Origin of the sequence: Parabacteroides sp. AF14-59, assembly GCF_003479515.1 — a bacterium.
In the GTDB taxonomy this organism is placed as follows: Bacteria; Bacteroidota; Bacteroidia; order Bacteroidales; family Tannerellaceae; genus Parabacteroides; species Parabacteroides faecis.
The window spans coordinates 391,308-413,401 of sequence record NZ_QUHH01000003.1; the positions used below are offsets into that span (position 1 = coordinate 391,308).

General features: G+C 46.1%; 13 protein-coding genes. 7 read left to right on the forward strand and 6 right to left on the reverse strand.

Going from position 1 to position 22,094, the window contains the following annotated elements; translation table 11 throughout:
* Positions 1-189 precede the first annotated feature (189 nt).
* The 6 genes from DWW23_RS05825 (at position 190) to DWW23_RS05855 (ending at position 12,216) form a co-directional block, all read left to right on the forward strand.
* Positions 190-3,282, forward strand: coding sequence for a TonB-dependent receptor (locus tag DWW23_RS05825; RefSeq protein ID WP_122352323.1), 3,093 nt, complete (start codon positions 190-192; stop codon positions 3,280-3,282).
* A gap of 34 nt (positions 3,283-3,316) precedes the next feature.
* The gene (locus DWW23_RS05830) at positions 3,317-4,924 is read left to right on the forward strand and encodes a RagB/SusD family nutrient uptake outer membrane protein (RefSeq protein WP_122352324.1); all 1,608 of its coding nucleotides are present in this window, start codon (positions 3,317-3,319) and stop codon (positions 4,922-4,924) included.
* 362 nt (positions 4,925-5,286) lie between these two features.
* Positions 5,287-5,673, forward strand: coding sequence for an HU family DNA-binding protein (locus DWW23_RS05835; RefSeq protein ID WP_122352325.1), 387 nt, complete (start codon positions 5,287-5,289; stop codon positions 5,671-5,673).
* Between the two features lie 80 nt (positions 5,674-5,753).
* Positions 5,754-7,826, forward strand: coding sequence for a BT4734/BF3469 family protein (locus DWW23_RS05840; RefSeq protein ID WP_122352326.1), 2,073 nt, complete (start codon positions 5,754-5,756; stop codon positions 7,824-7,826).
* Between the two features lie 123 nt (positions 7,827-7,949).
* Positions 7,950-10,184 (forward strand): CRISPR-associated helicase Cas3', encoded by a 2,235-nt coding sequence (gene cas3 / locus DWW23_RS05845; RefSeq protein WP_122352327.1) that lies wholly within the window; start codon positions 7,950-7,952, stop codon positions 10,182-10,184.
* Positions 10,185-10,932: 748 nt separating this feature from the next.
* Positions 10,933-12,216: an MATE family efflux transporter gene (locus DWW23_RS05855; protein ID WP_122352329.1), complete on the forward strand. Its 1,284-nt coding sequence runs from the start codon at positions 10,933-10,935 to the stop codon at positions 12,214-12,216.
* Positions 12,217-12,290: 74 nt separating this feature from the next.
* Here the strand turns inward: DWW23_RS05855 and DWW23_RS05860 are convergent, their stop codons facing one another.
* From DWW23_RS05860 to DWW23_RS05870, 3 genes are read right to left on the reverse strand one after another with little or no spacing between them, the layout of a single operon-like run.
* Entirely contained in the window at positions 12,291-13,997 is a 1,707-nt protein-coding gene (locus tag DWW23_RS05860) for an acyl-CoA dehydrogenase family protein (RefSeq protein ID WP_122352330.1), read from the reverse strand.
* A 3-nt stretch (positions 13,998-14,000) separates the two neighbouring features.
* A complete protein-coding gene (locus DWW23_RS05865) occupies positions 14,001-15,020 on the reverse strand; it encodes an electron transfer flavoprotein subunit alpha/FixB family protein (protein WP_122352331.1) in 1,020 nt (339 codons plus the stop codon).
* A 4-nt stretch (positions 15,021-15,024) separates the two neighbouring features.
* On the reverse strand, positions 15,025-15,933 hold the full coding sequence (locus tag DWW23_RS05870) for an electron transfer flavoprotein subunit beta/FixA family protein (RefSeq protein ID WP_122352332.1): 909 nt from the start codon (positions 15,931-15,933) through the stop codon (positions 15,025-15,027).
* A 221-nt stretch (positions 15,934-16,154) separates the two neighbouring features.
* Here DWW23_RS05870 and DWW23_RS05875 point away from each other — a divergent pair, with 221 nt between their 5' ends.
* On the forward strand, positions 16,155-16,397 hold the full coding sequence (locus DWW23_RS05875) for a hypothetical protein (protein ID WP_122352333.1): 243 nt from the start codon (positions 16,155-16,157) through the stop codon (positions 16,395-16,397).
* Between the two features lie 206 nt (positions 16,398-16,603).
* On the opposite strand, the gene DWW23_RS05880 is transcribed toward DWW23_RS05875, so the two are convergent.
* The 3 genes from DWW23_RS05880 to gcvP all read right to left on the reverse strand — a co-directional run bounded on the left by DWW23_RS05880 (position 16,604) and on the right by gcvP (position 22,088).
* On the reverse strand, positions 16,604-17,986 hold the full coding sequence (locus tag DWW23_RS05880) for an MFS transporter (RefSeq protein WP_122352334.1): 1,383 nt from the start codon (positions 17,984-17,986) through the stop codon (positions 16,604-16,606).
* Between the two features lie 117 nt (positions 17,987-18,103).
* Positions 18,104-19,219 carry a hypothetical protein gene (locus tag DWW23_RS05885; protein WP_122352335.1) on the reverse strand — a complete coding sequence of 372 codons (1,116 nt, stop codon included), beginning with the start codon at positions 19,217-19,219 and terminating at the stop codon, positions 18,104-18,106.
* A gap of 16 nt (positions 19,220-19,235) precedes the next feature.
* The gene (gene gcvP / locus DWW23_RS05890; protein ID WP_122352336.1) at positions 19,236-22,088 is read right to left on the reverse strand and encodes an aminomethyl-transferring glycine dehydrogenase; all 2,853 of its coding nucleotides are present in this window, start codon (positions 22,086-22,088) and stop codon (positions 19,236-19,238) included.
* Between the last annotated feature and the right edge of the window lie 6 nt (positions 22,089-22,094).

The window sequence follows — 22,094 nt, forward strand, 5'->3', positions numbered from 1 at the left end:
TTTCTGGTCTTTATTGGTGCGCGACTTGCACTAGTTCTATCAGAACTATGTTTGGTGGTTTAAATCCTTAGAGACGTGAGAATCTGAATGCCATAGAAAATATGTAATCTATAAGTAGTGGTGAGTTTCAGCTCCTTGGATCTAATTCATATAGTTACTAGTATTATTATTAAACAAAAAGCAATTGTTATGTTGAAAATCGCAAGACCAGTCAGCCTTATGCTATTGTCTGTTGCATTATGCTCCGGGGGAGCTTATGCATCCGGTCATACAGCAATTCCCAAAGTTGACATTTCTCAGCAACAAAAAAGTTTGAAAGGGACAGTGAGTGATGATTTCGGCCCTGTTGCCGGAGCTTCTGTTGTCGTAAAAGGTACGACGAACGGAACAGTTACCGATATGGACGGTAATTTTGTTCTGGACGTCAGAAACGGAGATGTGATCCAGATTTCTTTCATCGGTTATCTGACTCAGGAGATTAAGTATACGGGGCAATCTTCTCTGAAAGTCAGTTTGGTCGAGGATACACAAAAACTGGATGAAGTTGTAGTGGTGGGTTACGGAACACAGCAGAAAGCCAACCTTTCGGGAGCCGTGGCATCTGTGGCCAGTGACGAGTTGACCAATCGCCCCATCTCTAATGTATCATCCGGATTGCAGGGATTGATGCCGGGTGTAACGATCACAGCCGGTGAGGGTCGTCCGGGACAGGATGGTAGTAATATCCGTATCCGTGGTGTCGGAACCCTGAACAACGCTTCCCCTTATATCCTGATCGATGGTATCGAAAGTGGTTCGATGGACAGTGTCGACCCTAATGATATCGAAAGTATCTCTGTCCTGAAAGATGCATCCTCCGCAGCCATCTATGGTTCGAAAGCATCTAACGGTGTAATCCTGATAACCACCAAACGAGGTAAATCGGGTGCTCCCCGCATCTCTTACAATGGCTATGTCGGTGTATCGAGTCCCACTGCCGTTATCGACCGTGTAAGTTCGGCCGAATATGCTATGCTGTATAACCGGATCGACGATAACAACGGGCAACCGCACCGGTACAGCGATGAAGATATCCGTCTGTTCCAGGATGGTTCCGACCCATACGGACATCCGAACACCGACTGGAATGATGCCGCTTACCGTACGGGAGTATTGCATAAACACAATGTGAATGTGAGCGGTGGTAATGAGAACACGAAGTATATGGCTTCTGTCGGCTATCTGGGACAGACCGGTATTCTTCCCAATTCGGAACGTAAGCAGTTTAACGGTCGTACGAACCTGGACATGAATATCACCAAGAGACTGACCGTCCATTTGAATATGGCTTATATCAAGAATGACTATAAAGACCCGAACTCCAACTATGGCGGCGGTTGGTCCGACCAGATCATTCGCCAGTTGAATATTCTGAGTCCGATGATCCCTATTTATAATGAAGACGGAACTTACGGTTCTACGAATGACGGAAACCCTATTGCCTGGCTGAACTCGGGGCAGACGGTCGATAAATACAACCAGAACTTCACAGGTTCACTGGCTGTCGACTATCAGATCATAGATGGCTTGAAAGCAACCTTATCCGGCTCGTATGTAAATGATGACCAACATTTCAAGACATTTGTTATGAAACTGGCCGAAGATCCGGCGCAGGCAAACCGTCCGAACAGTCTCGAAGAACGTTTCACGAACTGGACACGTTATAACTTCGATGCTTTGTTGAACTACGACAAGACATTCGGTAAACACGGACTGAAAGTAATGTTGGGATACCATACCGAACAATACGATGTACGTTATAATGATATGTATCGCGAAAACTTCCCGAACAATGAACTGGACGATATGAATGCCGGTGCTACCGCAACGCAGACCAACTCCGGTTTTACCCGCGAACTAGCCATGCTTTCCTATTTCGGTCGTGTGAACTACGACTATGCCGGGAAGTATTTGTTGGAAGCCAATTTCCGTTCGGATGCTTCTTCCCGCTTCGCTCCCGGACACCGTTGGGGTTATTTCCCTTCTTTCTCTGCCGCATGGCGTATCAGCGAAGAGAGTTTTATGGAGAATACGAGAGACTGGTTGAACAGCCTGAAGATCCGAGGATCGTGGGGTATGCTCGGTAACCAGGATGCCTTGAGTGACGGAACACCTACCGGCGGTGACTTCTATCCCTGGCTGAATACCTATAACCTGGGGGCAAATTATCCGATGGGCGGTTCGCTGACAACCGGTTATTATCAGGGAAGTTATAAGATCGAAGACCTTTCATGGGAAAAGTCGACCACCTGGGGGCTGGGACTGGATGCTATAATCAATGATAAGATCAGCTTCACTTTCGATTATTACGATCGTAAGACGACGGATATTATCATGGAAGTACCTGTGCCGACCGAATTTGCATTGGGAGCTTACAAAGACAATGTCGGTGCTATGCGTAACCGCGGTGTTGAAATCCAGTTGGGTTACAACAATACCTGGGGCGACTGGAAACTGGGCGTTGTCGGTAACTTTGCCTACAATAAGAACAAGATTGAAAACCTGGGCGGTGTAAACCGTATGGCAGACGGCGACTTCATGCGCCAGGTCGGTTCGCCGATCAATTCATGGTATGTGTACAGAACCGACGGTTTCTTCCAGTCGGATGACGAAGCACAGGCCTGGATGGATAAATATGCCGGACAGGACGGTTATCCGTTCGGTCTTAAGTTCAAAGGCGGCGACCTGAAGTATGTGGATACGAACGGCGACGGCAAGATCACGGCCGAAGACCGCGAACTATATAAGACAAAAGACCCGGTGATGACTTTCGGTCTGAACCTGAACGCCGGTTATAAGAACTTCGACCTTACCCTGAACTTTACAGGTGCTGCGAATGTCGGTTTTGCTTATACAAAAGAAGCCTTCGGTGAATTCTCAGGGAGTGCCGGCCACCCGTCGACAGCCTGGTTGGACTCATGGACACCCGAAAATAAGAACGCAAGTATGCCTCGCGTTGCGGAAGCCCGTATGTCACCGAGTGAAGCATCCGTCGTTTTCTCCGATTTCTGGGTAATGAATACAAGCTATCTGCGTCTGAAAACGGCCCAGTTGGGATATACTTTCCCGAAAGGACTCCTGGAAAAAGCTGGTATCCAGAACCTGAGAGTGTATTATTCGGCAGAAAACCTGTTGACATTCGACTCTATGCCGTTGAATGTAGACCCGGAAACTGTAAGTACGCGCTTGTCGAGCTACCCTTTGTCGACAACCCATTCATTCGGTGTTAATGTTACCTTCTAAACGATTAATGATTATCTAATATAAGTTGAATTTTATGAAACGATTATCTATATATTTATTGGCCGGAGTAGCTCTTTTGTCTGCCTCCTGCTCTGACTTTTTAGATACAGCTCCACATGATGCCCTGTCGCCTTCCACTACCTGGAAGACAGAGGCCGATGCCGAAAGCTTTGTGGTAGGATGTTATAACGGTTTGTGGGATCCGGGCTCGATCCTGTATCTGGATTGCGGTTCCGATCTGGGGTATAACAACTTCTCCTGGGAAGGATGGCGTCCGTGGGGAGACGGCTCTTTGTCAAGCTCCAATACAGGTGCTTCGTTCTATAGTTTTACCATTATCCGCCGTTGTAATACGGTACTCGATAATATCGATAACGTAGAGTTCAAATCGGAAGAAAAGAAAAAAGACCTGATCGCACAAGCCAAGGCGATCCGTGCTTACAAATACTTCCTGATGAACTGGTGGTATGGCGGTGTGCCTATCATCGACTCTTACCTGACGGCCGAGGAGGCCCAGGTGCCCCGTAATACGGAAGAAGAAGTGCGTAAACAGATCGCTCAGGACCTGGATGATGCCCTGGCCGGTATCAATACGGTTCCTTCCGAACGCGGACGTATTGCCAAAGGTGGCGTTTTAGCTATTAAAATGCGTGAAGCCTTGTATTATGGCGAATGGCAGAAAGCCAAAGAGGCTGCCCAGGCTATCATCGACCTGAAACAGTATGAGCTCGATCCTGATTTCTCCAACCTGTTCAAACTGACCGGTGTCGACTCGAAAGAAATTATCATTGCCGACCAGCGTATTCCCAATACCTTCGGTCTGGGTACGATCGGCCAGATGTATAACAACAAGGATGCCGGCTGGTCGTCTATCGTTCCGACTCAGAACCTGGTGGATATGTATGAAATGACGGACGGTAAAATGAAGGAAGAGTCGAGCCTGTACGATGCGGCTCATCCGTTCGCCAACCGCGATCCCCGTATGGAAATGACCATCCTGTTCCCGGGACAGGACTGGAGAGGTGAGGTATTGAATACACTGGACGAACTGACACCGGAAGGCGGGAAGAACATCAACTATCCGACCTATACGGACAATGCTTCCAAGACGGCTCTTACCTGGGCGAAATACCTGGACCCCTTTGAACAATATCCCAATGTGTGGAATACCGGAGCTTGTGTGATCGTATTCCGTTATGCCGAGGTATTGCTTTCTTATGCTGAAGCCGAAAACGAGTTGAACGGTCCTTCGGCTCAGGTGTACGACTATCTGGATCAGATCCGTACCCGTGCAGGTATGCCGGTGGTAGACAGGGCGAAGTATGCATCTAAAGACCAATTGCGCGAACTGATCCGCCGCGAACGGGCTGTCGAGTTTGCCGGTGAGGGTTTGCGTCGTGCTGATATTCTGCGTTGGAAAGATGCCAATAATAAAATGCTGGCTGAGACAGTATTGAACGGTACATTGAACCGTATTTCCGGTACTATCGACTACAAAGAAACGAATCCTTACAAACGTGCTGTCGTAAAAGGCTCGGAGTTCATCGAAAACCGCCAGTTCTCCGCAAAGAACCGTTACTTGCCGATCCCCCAGAGTAGCATAGATAAGAATCCGAAACTGGAACAGAATCCGGGCTATTGATCTGTGTGATTCTGCGTGCCATTTAATACTTGGAACGCCTTTATATATAGCGGAGGAAGAGTTTTTAACCGCTGTCATTTCTTTGACAGTATGGCTGAAAAACTCTTCCTCACTGTTTATTAGAAAGAATACTACTGAAAACTATTGCTTTTCTCCCGATATTTTATATCTTTAGTCCTGACTTAGTAAAGCCATCCTCTACACCTCGGCAGACCACGGTGTACACTTTATCCGATTATCCTATACACCATAATCGACTATCCTGTACAGGCTGATATTACCGGATTGTAACCTTTGATATAGAAGGTGGTAAGCTATGATATAACTAGTAGTAATATTAAATCTAAAAGAAAGGGAACCGCATGGCTGTAAAGTACAAACTCACGAAAATCAATGACAATATTACCAATAAAGAGCAGGTGAAGTACTCAGTAACCACCGTAAGCAACGGTAATGTTAATCTCGACGCCCTGGCAGAACAGATGGCCGATGCCAGCACCTTCAACTATGGAGAAGTGAAAGGAATGATCGAAAACCTGACCCGTATGATCGCATTTCATCTGAAAGATGGCTATACCGTTACAATAGACGGTTTGGGTACGTTCAGTATCACCGCCCAACCGAACCGGGAAGTGGAAGTTCCTTCTAAAATACGTGCCGAATCGATCAAATTGAAAAGTATCAGCTTTAAACCCAGTCCGAAACTAAAAGAAAAGCTGAGCGGTATTGAGTTTACGAAGCTGAAATAATCGTTTATACATAAAGTTTTGGGAAAGTATTTGTTATTTGTCATCTGTCATATGGAATTGTTGCACTTATAGATCTAAGAATGAAAATTACACAAATAAAAGGCGATGGTAAGTCGTTGAAAAATATAGAATTATCAGCAGTGATGGCTGCCATTGAGTCCGGTGAACAAAGCCGGGAAGTAAATTACCTGCGGGAATTATTATCTTCATCAATGCCTTGCGACAGGAATATACATGCAGGTAAAATTCCGGTATTGCTGTTTGCCGCGGTATTCCGGAGAAAACAAAATAATCAGGAGTTTCAGGCTTATAACGGATTGGTCCTGGTGGAAGTCGACCGCTTGGCTGATCGGCAGGAGGTATTGAAAATGAAAGCATTGGCTTCGCAGGCTCCGCAAACGCTGGCTGCTTTTGCCGGTTCAAGCGGAAAGAGCGTAAAAATTCTGGTACCTTTCGTTTTGCCGGACGGCTCACTGCCGCAGACAAAAGAACTGGCTGAATATTTTCATGCGGCAGCTTATCGGCGTGCGGTGAATTATTTCCAGGCTCAGTTGAATCGGAATATAGAACAGAAAAAACCGGTACTGGATCAGGGTTGTCGGCATTCGTATGATCCGGAGCTGTATTATAATCCTCAGGCTATCCCACTTACACAAGAGCAACCTTTACAAATGCCAGCTGAAGCGACTTACCGGGAAATGGTCGGAGAATATGAAGATCCTTTGCTGCGTATGATGCCGGGTTACGACCGTAGTCGTATCATTTCCCGTTTTTATAATGCCTGTATGCAGGACGCTTTGGATAAAACGGGGGGATTGGATGAGGGAAAAGAGCTCAGGCCTTTTCTTGTCAGGTTGGCCGAAAACTGTTTTCATTCCGGTATTCCCGAAGAAGATGCCGTACGCTGGACAATGGTTTATCAATATTTGTCTATTTTTGAAGAAGAGGTAAGGGATATGATTCATACGACTTATCAGTTGTCGAATAATTTCGGAAAGAAGCCGGTTGTTGCTCCCGAGCAATTATTGTTTGTGAAAACGAATGAGTTTATGAAGCGCCGTTACGAGTTTCGACGGAATATGCTGTCCGGTGAGGTGGAGTTTCGGGCAAGAGGGTCCTTTTATATTCATTTTGCCCCGGTTACCGAAACGGTGTTGAACAGTATCGGGCTTAACGCACAAGCGGAAGGGTTGCCTTTATGGGACAGGGATGTGAAACGTTATATCTATTCAGACCGGGTTCCGGTTTTCTATCCGCTGGAAGATTTTCTGGATTATCTGCCGATCTGGGATGGTAAAGATCACATCCGGGCATTGGCAGATACGTTACCGACAGATAATCCGGCGTGGCGTAATCTGTTTTATATCTGGTTTTTGAGTATGGTGGCACATTGGCGTCGGCGCGATCATTTGCATGCTAATAGTTCGTTGCCTTTGCTGGTCGGTCCACAGGGATGCGGCAAATCGACATGGTGCCGGAATTTGTTGCCGCCAACTTTACGTATGTATTATACGGATAGTATCGATTTTGGAAATAAACGTGATGCGGAGTTACTGCTTACTCGCTTTGCGCTGATAAACATTGATGAGTTCGACTCGGTCAGTTCCGGTTATCAGAGTTTCCTGAAGCATGTGCTTCAGAAGCCGGTAGTGAACGCCCGGCAGCCTTATAAACGAAGTGTTCAGGCTTTACATCGTTATGCCTCGTTTATCGCGACCTGCAATAATTATGATTTGTTGACCGATCCGACCGGAAGCCGACGTTTTATCTGTATCGACATAACGGGGACGATCGACAATACCGCTTCAATTAATTACGAGCAGCTTTATGCACAGGCTTCTGCTGCTTTAGCGGCTGGCGAACGTTATTGGTTTACTTCGGAAGAGGAGTTTTCAACGACAAAAAACAACGAGGCTTTTCAGCAACTTCCCGTAGAAGAGCAGTTATTCCTGCAGTATTTTCGTGCGCCATATCCCGAGGAGGTTTGTGAAAGTATTTCTGCTATTGAAATTCTTCAATATCTGCAAGCTAAAAGTGGAGTGAAGTTGGGAAACAAGCGGTTGACTTACTTCGGTCGTCTATTGCAGAAAAATAAAATACCTTCGCGGCGTACCATGAAAGGAACGTGTTATTCAGTTGTAAAGAATGAATGATGTATGACAGATGACAAACGGTATTGCAAATGAATAAGGTGTTTGCAATGCCGTAAATTATTGTAATATAGCTTTGTGTGATTTGATATTGCAAATAACAAATAAAACAGGAAAACTTTGTGTATGAAAGAACAGGTAGATAAAAATATCTTTATAGCTCATGTCCGGAAGGATGAAGAATCTTTCAAAATTCAAACATTGCAGGAGCATTTGACAGGGACATCCGTATTCAGTGAATCTTTTGCATCTGTATTTGGTGCTTCCGGCTGGGGAAAACAGGCCGGGTTATGGCACGATCTGGGAAAGTATACTACAGAAGATTTTCAGCCGTATATTCGTAATGCATCGGGAATGACCGGAGAGAGTAAGAAGCCGATGAATAAACCGGATCATTCGACAGCGGGAGCTATCTGGGCGAAAATGAAATTGCCGCATTGTTATCCTCCGTTGTCCTATTGTATTGCCGGACATCATTCAGGTTTACTGGATTGGGTTTCGGGCGGAGATGCGAATATGAGTCGGCGTTATCAAAAGGAGTCGTGCTGCGGGGAGATGCGAAAGGATGCTCCGGTGGAAGTGCTGGAAGAATTGCTGCCTTTGGAAGCTCCGGCATTGAGTGATCCGGAAAAAGAGTTTCATCTGTGGATACGTATGTTGTTTTCTTGTCTGGTGGATGCCGACTATTTGGATACGGAGCAATTTATGATGCCTGACCAAGCAGAGCGAAGAGGTAAGTACGATAGTTTGCAAGAGCTGAAAATATGTTTTGATAAATACATGGAAGAGTTGTCGGTGAATGCTCCCTCTTCTTTTATCAATGAAAAGAGAGCATCTATTTTGTCGCGTTGTCGGGAGAAAGCTAAAGATATCCCCGGCTTTTTCAGTCTGACGGTACCTACGGGGGGAGGAAAGACGTTGGCTTCGATGGCCTGGGCTTTAGATCATGCGGTTCGTTATAAAAAGGATCGTATCATAGTCGTTATCCCTTACACCAGCATCATTGTGCAAACGGCAGCCGTATTACGCAAAATCTTCGGAGAAGAAAATGTGGTGGAACATCATAGTAATCTGCAAGTGGATCGGCAGGATGAACGGTCGGCTTCTTTGTTGGCGACAGAAAACTGGGATGCTCCTATTGTTGTAACCACCAATGTACAGTTCTTCGAGTCATTATATGCCTGTAGAAGTTCGCGGTGTCGTAAGCTCCATAATATCTGTAATTCTATTGTTATTTTGGATGAGGCACAGATGTTACCGGTCGAATTTCTACGACCGGTGTTGGATGTATTACAAGGTTTGCAATCGGCTTTCAATGTGAGTATTTTGTTTACTACCGCTACGTTGCCTGTATTTAGTGGTCGTATCGGTACGGGGCAAGATGCTTTTAACGGGTTGAAGAGTCAGGTTGAGGAAATAACTTCTGCCCATGAAAATCTGTTCGAAGCTTTTAAGCGTGTGGAATTACACTGGCCGGAGTCGACAACGACTTTCGATGATCTGGCCGACGAACTGACCGGCTACGAATGTGTGCTCTGTATCGTTAATACCCGTAAGGAGGCTCGGGAGCTTTATCAAAGGATGCCAAAAGGAACTTTACACCTATCTCGTATGATGTGTTCCGCACATATAATGGAAGTGATCGGACTGATAAAGGAAAAGCTGAAGAACAATGAGCCGGTTCGGGTGATTAGCACACAACTGGTGGAAGCCGGTGTCGATATCGATTTTCCAGTGGTATACCGGGCTTTTGCCGGATTGGATTCTGTCATACAGGCGGCAGGCCGATGTAACCGGGAAGGTAAACTGAATCATGTGAGTCAATTAGGTCAGGTTTTTGTCTTTAATTTAGAGAATACTCTTTTACGTGGTCTGATGGGGAAGGGGGCTGCTGCCTTGAGAGAACTGCTTCGGGTGTCTGATCGTACGGATTTGTTTGATCCGGCTGTCATGGCTCGTTATTTTACACTCTTTTATGGTGATTGTAATATCTTTGATAAAGCAGATATAAAAGGTCTGTTATATAAAGGTTTTGCAGAAATGAACTTTATGTTTGCAACTGCTGCCGAGAAGTTTTGCCTGATTGATGATAAGAACTCTGTTTCCATCCTGGTCAATTATGGAGATGGAGCAGATCTTATCAGAGAATTGAAAGAAAAAGGTCCGGAGTTTTGGCTGTTACGCAAGTTACAGCAATATAGTGTATCTGTGAAAAAGTGGGATTTTGAAGAGCTGGTACGGAGTGGTAAGGTTATCGAATATTCAGGCGTTTTCATTTTGGAGGATCCGAGTAGCTATGATCCGCAGGCAGGACTGGTATTGGATGGGGCTTGGGCGGAAGAACTGTTGCTGATAGAATAAAATTAGGGCGATTGTGTAAATGGGATTGGATTTCTCTGCGAGAACCTTCTCGCAGAGAAATCTATATACCTGCATGAGGTACGACCTACCTCGCGTATCTTACGATCGTATTAGACAAAGTTGCAATCCACGTACCTACATAAGGTACGACAAAGGAGTTGGTAAAATATTTGTAACACTTGAAGTTTCAACCCACCGACCTACATAAGGTGCGACTTGATATCAAAATACCGAAACAGGACAACAATGTGGTTTCAACCCACGCACCCGTAAAGGATGCGACCAAAATTCCAGTACTTTTCATAGTCCCTGGGATTGTTTCAACCCACGTACCTACATAAGGTACGACTCATGCGTAAGAACCTGCTTTCCAAAATACTATGTTTCAACCCATGTACCTATATAAGGTACGACGACAAGATCGGCCACGCTGTACTCGACTTACAGATTTCAACCCACGTACCCGTAAAGGATACGACTGCATGTTTGTTAAAAGCTTTATTTATAACATTTTCAGCGAATGATTCTGCGAATAATGATATAAGACAATAAACAATGTCTGTCTTATTATCAATAAAGAATGTAAACATCTGTATTACTGGGAGTGCGAACATCCTATGTTTTTGTTATCACTTATGGTTCGCGTTTTATCTACAATTGAAACATTGTTGTGTAATAATGTTATATATAAAGTAATCTGTAACTTTGTCTACAAATTTAAGAATAAGCTTTTATTATATACAACACCATGAATAAAAAAATTCTTCAACTAGCAATACCTTCTATCATTTCTAATATAACCGTTCCTCTATTGGGATTGATCGATGTCGCCATTGTGGGGCATTTGGGATCGGCTTCCTATATCGGAGCGATCGCAGTGGGAGGGATGCTGTTTAATATAATCTATTGGTTGTTTGGTTTCCTGCGGATGGGGACGAGTGGGATGACTTCGCAGGCTTTTGGTAAACGTGATCTGAACGAGGTGACCCGTGTTTTGTTGAGGGCGGTGGGAGTAGGACTTTTTATCGCTTTATGCCTGTTACTGCTTCAGTATCCGATTCGGAAAGTCGCTTTTCTTTTGATAGATGCTACTGCCGAGGTTCGCGAGTTGGCTACGGTTTATTTTAGTATCTGTGTATGGGGAGCACCCGCTGTACTGGGGTTGTATGGTTTTGCCGGGTGGTTTATCGGCATGCAGAATTCCCGTTTCCCGATGTTTATCGCGATTACACAAAATATAGTGAATATCGTGGCGAGTCTGGCTTTTGTCTATCTGTTGGATATGAAGATCGAGGGTGTGGCATTGGGTACGCTGATTGCCCAATATGCCGGACTATTTATGGCTTTACTGCTTTGGCTACGTTATTACGGAAGATTGAAAATTCCTTTTCGCTGGCGGGAGATCCTGGGCTGGACAGCTATGCATCGTTTCTTTCAGGTAAATAGCGATATCTTTTTCCGTACATTGTGCCTGGTGGCTGTCACAACCTTTTTCACGTCGACAGGGGCGCGGCAGGGAGATGTCGTATTGGCTGTCAATACCTTATTAATGCAGTTGTTCACCTTGTTTTCTTATATTATGGATGGCTTTGCCTATGCCGGTGAAGCGATGACAGGGCGTTATGTCGGTGCACAGAACCGGAATGGATTACAAAGGATGATCCGGCTATTATTCCGTTGGGGATGGGGTTTATCATTATCCTTTACAATTCTGTATATGATAGGCGGTCAAGGCTTTTTGGGTTTATTGACCAACGACACAACTGTCATAGAGGCTGCCGGAACTTATTATTACTGGGTGCTGGCTATCCCATTGGCCGGTTTTGCCGCTTTTCTTTGGGATGGCATCCTGATCGGGGCTACAGCTACCCGCCTGATGCTTTATTCGATGCTGGTCGCTTCAGGTACATTCTTCGTCGTTTATTATCTGTTTTACGGAATAATGGGAAACCATGCATTATGGATGGCATTTCTGATTTATTTATCGTTACGAGGAATTATGCAATGGATGTTATGGCATTACCATCGATAACACCTGCCTTTTTTGAAATAAAAAATCCGGATATCAAACGATACCCGGATTTTCTTTTTTATGAGATGGTTGTATTATGCTTGTCTGTAATACGCCAGATCTTCGCGGTTGAAGTTGTTGATGAAAGATTCGATCTTGTCAACTTCTGCCTGGCCGTAGTTGATATATACTTCGGCTGAACGGCGGTAACTGTCGTCTTTGTTGGCATCTTGCAGTAACAAGTAACCGAAGACACAATGAGCGGCAGCTTCTACCATACGGCGTGCCTGGAAATCGATGTATTCGTTGTCTTTAGTTTCTGTAACCGTGGCAACTACTTTTTCGTACTTGTCAGTCATTGCTTTCAGCTTGTTCTTCAGACCTTCCAGTTCCGGTTTGTATTCGATGGCTTCGTATTCACGGATCTGAGCCAGGTAAGTACCTGTGGTGACGTGGCGGATCGCTGCAACCACCTGCAACTGGGTAGTACCTTCGTAGATGTTTGTGATACGGGCATCACGGTAGATACGTTCGCAGGCATAGTCTTTCATGAAACCTGAACCACCATGGATCTGGATTGCGTCATACGCATTCTGGTTGGCATATTCGGTGGTCATACCTTTACCCATCGGTGTATATGCGTCAGCCAGTTTGCTGTATTTCTTCATTTCCTGACGTTCTTCCGGAGTCAGCTTACGTTCTTTGGATATATCGTCCAACGCCTTATAAACGTCTACGAAACGAGCTGTTTCGTAAAGCATGGAACGGGAAGCATCCGCTTTGGCGCGCATCAGGGCTACCATTTCATATACAGCCGGGAATTCGATGATCGCTTTGCCGAACTGTTTACGCTCCGTTGCATAGGTATAACCTTCGCGGTAAGCCGCTTCGCTCAAACCTACGGCCTGTGCCATGATACCCAGACGGGCACCGTTCATCAATGCCATTACATATTTGATCAAACCTAGTTTGCGGTCACCGCAAAGTTCGGCTTTGGCATTCTTGAATACCAATTCGCAAGTAGGGGATCCTTTGATACCCATCTTGTTCTCGATACGGCGAACATTCACACCACCGTTGCGTTTGTCGTAGATGAACATGGACAAACCACGACCGTCGCGTGTGCCTTCTTCGGAACGTGCCAGTACCAGGTGAATATCGGCATCACCGTTGGTAATGAAACGTTTTACTCCGTTCAGATACCAACAATCGTCCTTTTCGCAGTAAGTAGCTTTCAGCATAACAGACTGCAGATCGGAACCTGCATCCGGCTCTGTCAGGTCCATCGACATCGTTTCTCCGGCACAAACGCGCGGGATATAACGCTGACGCTGGTCGTCGTTACCGAATTCGTATAATGTTTCCGCACAGTCCTGCAATCCCCAAAGGTTTTCAAAACCTGCATCGGCACGCGATACCATATCGGCTGCCATGATGTAAGGAACGATCGGGAAGTTCAGACCGTCGTAACGGCGGGGCATTGCGATACCCATCAGGCCGGCTTTGCGTACGGCATCCAGGTTTTCCTGGGTACCTTTGGCATACGTCACACGTCCGTTGGCAACAGACGGGCCTTCATGGTCTACGCCCTCAGCATTGGGAGCGATGATCTCACCACAGATTTCACCTACAATTTCCAGTACCTTTTCGTAGCTGTCCATTGCATCTTCGAAATCCTGAGGAGCATAGTCAAATTTATCCTTGTCGGCATAGCCGCGTTCTTTCAGCTCTACGATCCGCTGCATCAACGGGTGATGCAGGTGATGTTTCATGCTGGGATTATCTAAATAAAAGTTAGCCATATCTTATTTACTGTTCTGTTTGTAATACTTGATCATCTTCGGGATCACTTCTTCAACCGAACCGTTGATCACATAGTCAGCGATGGTGTTGATCGGAGCGTTCTCGTCGTTGTTGATAGAGATGATAATACCTGCGTCCTGCATACCGGCAATGTGCTGGATCTGTCCGGAAATACCGCAAGCGATATAGAGTTTCGGGCGAACGGTCAGACCGGTCTGTCCGATCTGGCGGTCGTGGTCACAGAAACCGGCGTCGACAGCAGCACGGCTGGCACCTACTTCTGCATGAAGTTCTTTAGCTAATTCGAACAGCAGGTTGAAGTTTTCTTTCGACCCTACGCCATAACCTCCGGCAACTACGATAGGAGCACCTTTCAGGTTGTGTTTCGCTTTTTCAACGTGACGGTCGATTACTTTTACTACATAATCAGCATCGGATACATATTTTGCTACGTCGTGTTTTACCACTTCGCCTTTATAATTGGCATCCAGGATCTCTTTCTTCATCACACCTTCGCGAACGGTAGCCATCTGAGGACGGTGTTCCGGGTTGATGATGGTTGCCACGATGTTACCACCGAAAGCTGGACGGATCTGATACAACAGGTTTTCATATGTGATACCTGCCCGTTTATCTTCGTGAGGACCGATCTCCAATGAAGTACAGTCTGCAGTCAGACCGCTGGTCAGTGCAGAAGATACACGAGGGCCCAGGTCGCGACCGATAACGGTAGCACCCATCAGGCAGATCTGAGGTTTTTCTTCCTTGAACAGGTTGATCAGGACAGAAGAATGGGGTAATGAAGTGTAAGGGAACAGACCCGGAGCATCGAACACGTGTACTTTGTCGACGCCGTAAGGCAGTACCTGGCTTTCTATACCTTCGAGGCCGCTACCGGCAACAACTGCTTCCAGCTGGCAACCTAACTGATTCGCTAACTTACGACCTTTGGTCAGAAGTTCGAGACTTACATCGGCAATGGTTGTGCCTTCAATCTCACAATATACAAATACGTTATTCATAATCTTATCCGATGGTATGGTTAGCTAACAGTTCAACAATCATCTCTTCTATATCCTTATCCGCGCTGGTCAGCGTTTTGCTTTCCTTTGCCTGGAACACGATATTCTGTATAGTCTTTACCTTTGTAGGGGAACCGGACAGACCGCACTGTGTCAGATCTCCGTTTACATCGTTCACGCTCCATTCCTGGATATTCAGATACGGACGTTTTTCGTAAAGATCTGCATACGGCAGTTCGCTCGGAACGTCCGGATGGCAGGCAGTCGGGTGGGCTGCTTTTTCCTGTGCGCCCATGGCACGTTTGTATTTCTGTACCAATCGGGCATTGCGCGGACGGCAGGGAGCTGCCGAGCCGTTTACTGTGATGACGATAGGCAGCGGACCTTCTACGGTTTCCACACCTCCGTCGATATGACGTTTAACGGTGATACGGCGTGCTGCTTCATCCACATTCAGGATTTCTTCAGCGTACGTGATCTGTGTCAATCCCAGCTTTTCTGCTACCTGGGGACCAACCTGTGCTGTATCTCCGTCGATAGCCTGACGGCCACCGATGATGATGTCATAATCATTAATTTTTTTGATAGCCGTAGCCAAAGCGTATGAAGTAGCCAGTGTATCGGCTCCGGCAAAGGCGCGGTCGGTTAACAAAAAGCCGCCGTCTGCTCCGCGGTATAAACCTTCACGGATAATTTCGGCGGCACGTCCCGGGCCCATAGTCAGTAATGTAACAGTTGATCCGGGGTAGGCATCTTTCAGGCGCAGAGCCTGTTCCAATGCGTTCAGGTCTTCCGGGTTAAAGATGGCGGGAAGTGCGGCACGGTTTACCGTTCCGTCTTCTTTCATCGCATCCTTTCCCACGTTGCGTGTGTCCGGAACCTGCTTCGCTAAAACAATAATTCTTAAACTCATATTAAATAGGAATATTAGATTTCTATTGTCTGAAAATTATTCGGTAATTAGTAAAAAAGTTACCGATTGCAAAAGTAGTCAAACATTCTTTATATCAAACAACTTTAACCTGAAATGTGCACACTTTAGGGTTTTTTGAGCACTCTGAGACAGGTTTTTCCATATATTCTTTGTTGTGTAGATGATTAATTTTACCTTTGAATCGATAAAAATCTTAGCATATGGGAAAATGGAGTTTTCAACAGGAATTGAAGCGAGAGGAAAAGGAACTGAATATAGTTCGAAAAGAGAATCTCTGCAAGTTTGTTTATGATTTGGCAAAATTAATTTTTGCGGGTATTGTGATTGGAGGTGTTGTTCCATTGTATGGAAATCCTCAGAATCATATTCAATGGTATATTGTTCTGGGAGGTGTGTTTGGAACTATAGTATTGGCTTTATTTGCGAATAAAATTTTAAAATAGAAGGTATGACAACATTAGGATTTCTTTTTATTGTTGTAGATGTCATTGTGGTAATTTTGCTTCTTTGGACATCCTACACGAAGTCCGGGAAAAGATGGATAAAGAACTTGTAACCGGTTTTTTCGGTGAAGTATGTATACAGAGAGACTATGTCAAGAATAACATAGTCTCTCTTCTTTTTAATAAAATTATTTGTTTCTTTTTTCCTACCCTTTCCCAGCATCCAATCGTTTCACCACTTGCCCGTAAATGATCAGGGCGAATGCCGAAACGAGGGCGATTGCACCGAAATAATACCAGATATAATGGGCATTGGCACTGGCTGCCACCCATTCTTCATGCGTAGCGAACAGGGTCGGTTCCGGACAATATTTGCTTAGTAAGAAACCGGATAATCCGAATCCGAGAATGGACGACAGGAACGAGTGGAGATGACTGAAGCCTAGATATAACCCTTCTTCTCCTTTGGGGGCCTGCAATGAGAAATATTCGAGGAAACGGGGAGATATAAATGTCTCAGCCAATCCTTGGAAAACGATACCGACTACCATCATAAAGGCAACCGGATGCATACCCAGAATCGTTGTATTTCCATCGAGCATATTTCCCGAAGCCATACAAAGTGCGGATATCGGCATAATGAACATGCCGAATGTCATAGAGGTCAGTGCTGTCTTTTTACGCATTAACTGGGTGACCAGATTAACGGTCAGCACAACCACCAACGGGTTTACGTTGGCATACCAGGAGGGAGAAGCCCCTTCGCCTGCCAGACGTAAAACATACTTAGGCATGGTTGCATACAACTGGTGCTGAACCATCCAGAATCCGGAGATGATGATGATTAGTGTGATCAGGCGTCCGTTTGTACATACTTTGATCAATGCTTTCCATATCTGTCCGAATGTCTTTCCTTCTCCCGAGTGCTGGCTGCTTTTATAGAAGAACCAGATCGCAAGTAAGGCAAGAAAAGTCATCGAAGCGGAGAAATAGTTGAGGGTGATCAATCCTTCGTTCCCTAATGCTTCGCGCAATGGTTTTACAATCGTTTTGCCGGAGAAAGCTCCGATATTTACCATTGCATAGAATATGGAGAAACCTTTGGCACGGGTTTCGGGAGTCGTTTCTTTGGCTACCGTTCCGGAGATCACACTCTTGATGAATGAGCCGCCGATAACGATCAGTATCATGATCGGGATAATCCCATAACGAAGATTACTTTCAAGCAATCCGGTAAATGTAGTCGTAGTCCCGTATTCGACCAGTCCGGCAGACTGAAGCCAGGTAGGATAAAGTCCTAGACCGGCATAACCGATAGTCAGTAAAGAAAAAGCCAGCAGCATGGAATTGCGGAATCCGATTTTATCGGCCAATGCACCGGCAAAAGTTGGAAGAAAATAAAGAAATGCAGAGAATGTTCCGGCGATAGTTGCCGCCTGTATGTCGTTGAACCCGAGGATGCGGCTGAGATAAAGGGTTATTACGATAAATACGCCGTAGTAGGCAGCACGCTCAAATAGTTCGACGGTATTGGCTACCCAAAACGCTTTACTGAATTTGATTTTCTCTTTCTTTGTCGTTGTATTCATATGATAGTTATTTGTTTTTAGAATATAGAATATAAAACGTAAAACGCAGGTATAGGCAGATGAGAAAATTAGAGCTGCGTATACCTGCGTGTATTTACATTTCGTGTAAGTCTTTTTTTATTTCTTTACAGTGTAAGTTTGATGAATAGCCTTGTCGAAAGCCTTCCAGTGTTCGTCAGTCATGCTACCAGGTGTGAACAGGGCTACACCGGCTGCACCGGCTTCCATTGATCCGCGAACGGCTTCTTCGATCTCCGACGGGATCAATCCGTGTCCTTCCGGATCTTTGATGTTGGCTTTGTTTTGCCAGTCACGACAGATGAACAGACCGCTGTAAACAGGTTTTTCCCCCTTGACAGAGTTCACTTCTTCTTTGGTCACTTCGCCTACCCAGGCAGCATCTTCCAGATAGAAATCGTTGTAGTTCATCGGGAAGAATGCATCGATATTCCATTTGTTCCATTCCTGGCGAACCATCCATTTGGCATGAGAGTCAGGACCGGGGAATACGGCAGCACTTACCTTCTTACCTTTTGCGTGAACAGTATCGGCAATGCGGTCGACCAGCTTCGTGATCAGGTCGCAGCGGAATTGTGCCCATTCTTTGCATTTGGAAGGATCTTCAACCGATTTGATGTCGATGCCGGTAGCAGCTTTGAAGTCGGCTACACATTTATCGCAATAGCAATAGTCGGCAGTCGGATATTCTTCATCCATCACTAAGCCGTATTTTTCCCAAAGACCTTTTGCCAGGATCACGTCTACATAGCGGATGTAGTCCAGGTGGACATAATCCACTTCCGGGATATCAGCCACTTTGCCATACAGGTCAGTCAGGAATTCTGCCGTACCTTCATGGTTCGGGCAAAGACATTTGTAATAAGGAACATATGCCTGTACTTCGTAAGCAGGTTCACCTTTACGGTTTACGGCATAAAGAGTTGAATCCATATCCCCTTGCAGCATGGCAGGGATCCAGGCATGATACTCCATGCCGTTTGCATGAGCGACTTTCGCTGCACGCTGAATTTTCTGTAAGTCGTGTCCGGCATTATAGCACATACCGTCCAGGCCATGAGATTTCCATTTACTAAAATCGGCTTGTAAGGTCTCTTCGGTCGTGTTACCACCTTCGCCTTGCCAGCCGTACACTTTGATTTTTGATTCCGGTGCTTTCGTGCAAGCCGTTGCCAGAAGGGCAACGGCTGCTAAAGCGATAAATACTTTTTTCATTCAGATTTGTTTGTTATTAAATTTCACAAGCACAGAGAGTCGGGATCAGGTTGCGGTCGCCGTATGCATTGTCTACGCGTGCCACATTGATCCAGAATTTACTGTCATGCAACCATTCCAGCGGGAAAGCTGCTTTACTACGAGGGTATTCATGCTTCCATTCATCGGCTGTTACTTCGTATTCAGGATGCGGAGCATTTTTGAGCACATTATCTTCTTTGGATGCCTTACCTTCTTCTACTTCTTTGATTTCTTTCCAGATGCAGTCCATTACTTCGGCGAAGCGGTCGAGTTCGGCTTTGCTTTCGCTTTCGGTCGGTTCGACCATCAGGGTACCGTGTACCGGGAATGAGAGCGTAGGAGCATGGTAGCCGAAGTCCATCAGACGTTTGGCGATATCGCCTTCGTCGATACCGGATGCTTCTTTTACGCCGCGGCATTCGAGGATCAATTCATGGCCGACACGTCCTGTGGCACCTGTATAAACGATACCGTACGTATCTTTGAATTTAGAAGCCAGATAGTTCGCATTCAGGATGGCTGTTTTTGTAACGGTTTCCAATCCTTCTGTACCCAGCATGCGGATATAAGCGTATGTGATCGGCAGGATACCGGCACTTCCGTAAGGAGCGGCAGAAACCGTATTCAGATCGCTGCCCCAGACCACCGGATGAGAAGGCAGGAACGGAACCAGATGTTCGGCTACGCAGATCGGACCGACACCCGGGCCACCACCACCGTGAGGCGATGCAAATGTCTTGTGCAGGTTCAGGTGGCAAACGTCTGCGCCGATGGTTCCCGGATTTGTCAATCCTACCTGGGCGTTCATGTTGGCACCGTCCATGTATAACTGACCGCCGCAAGCGTGAACGATGTCGCACATTTCTTTAATGTCGGCTTCAAAAATACCGTGTGTAGACGGATAAGTGATCATGCTGGCAGCCAGATTCTCCTTGTTGGCTTCCGCTTTGGCACGGAAATCTTCCAGGTCGATATTGCCATTCTCGTCGCATTTAACGGTAACAGTCGTATAACCGCACTGGATGGCACTCGCCGGGTTTGTACCGTGAGCCGAAGCAGGCAGCAATACGATATTGCGATGTCCTTGTCCGATGCTTTCCAGGTAAGCGCGGATAACACGGAGACCTGTATATTCGCCGGCAGCACCTGAATTCGGTTGTAAAGTAACACCTTTGAATCCGGTGATCTCAGCCAGGTAGCAACACAGGTTCTCGATCAGCTCTTTGTAACCTTCTACCTGTTCTTCCGGGGCATACGGGTGAATATTCATAAACTCTGCACGGCTTAACGGAAGCATTTCAGAAGCAGCATTCAGCTTCATCGTACATGATCCCAGAGAGATCATTGACTGAGCCAGCGACACGTCTTTGCGTCCCAGGCGAGTGATGTAACGCATCAACTCGGTTTCCGTACGATATTTCTTGAATACATCTTCTTGCAGGAAGTCCGAAGTACGGGCGAATTTCGGATCAAAATAAGTCTTTTCCGGGATCGCATCTTCCAGCATATAATCTTTTCCGGCAGCACCGGCGAAGATATACAACAATACGCCTATATCGGTAGGCTGTGTTGTTTCGTCGATACTGATGCCTACCTGACCGCCTTCGAAGTAGCGAAGGTTCACCTTGCATTCCAATGCGATCTCGCGGAGCGCGTTGATGGATACGTTGGCAGGTAATTCGATCTTCAAGGTATCGAAGTAATCTTTATTCAGCTGTTTGTAGCCTAACCTTTCCAATTCGGCAGCCAGGAATCCGGCAGAAGCATGGATACGTCCGGCGATGTTGCGCAACCCATCTGCTCCGTGATATACAGCGTAGAATCCGGCCATTGTTGCCAGTAAAGCCTGTGCGGTACAGATGTTGGAGGTCGCCTTTTCGCGTTTGATATGCTGTTCGCGTGTCTGTAAAGCCAGACGGTAAGCCGGGTGTCCGTAAGCATCTTTCGAGATACCGATGATACGTCCCGGGATAGCACGCTTGTATTCATCTTTCGTAGCGAAGAATGCAGCAGAAGGACCGCCGTAGAACATCGGTACACCGAAACGCTGGCTGCTACCGAATACGACATCGGCACCCCATTCTCCCGGAGGAGTCAGCAATACCAGGCTCATCAGGTCGGCAGCCACGGCAACACGGGCTTCGTTCGCATTGGCTTTCGCAATGAATTCTTTATAATCTTCAACCGAACCGTCTGCATTCGGGAACTGTACGATCGCACCGAATACTTCAGGAGTGAATGTAAATGTCTTGTAATTGCCGACCACAACATTGATTCCCTGCGGAACCATACGTGTACGGATCACGGCCAATGTAGATTCAAAAACATTTTCATCTACAAATAAAGTGTTAGCTCCTGCCTTTGCCTGTGCGCGGCTGCGAGTTCCGTAAAACATCGTGGCAGCCTCTGCTGCTGCGGTAGCTTCGTCCAGCAGAGAACAGTTGGTCAGGGGCAGAGCTGTCAGTTCACTGATGACAGTCTGGAAGTTCAGCAACGCTTCGAGGCGTCCCTGAGAAACTTCCGCCTGATACGGGGTATATGAAGTGTACCATACCGGATTTTCAAAAACATTGCGCTGGATAGGAGCAGGACAGACTGTGTCATACCATCCCATTCCGATGTAAGAAGTGAAGACTTCGTTTTTGGAGGCAAGTTCTGCGATATGTTCTGCAAACTCCCTTTCAGTCATTGGCTCCGGAAGGTTCAGAGGTTCTTTCAGACGAATATTGGCCGGGATTGTCTGGTCAATCAGTTCGTCAACCGATTTAACACCGATAGCTTCAAGCATAGCCGGAATATCTTCCTTTGCAATGCCGACGTGGCGGTTTACAAATTTATTTGTGTCCATAGTATT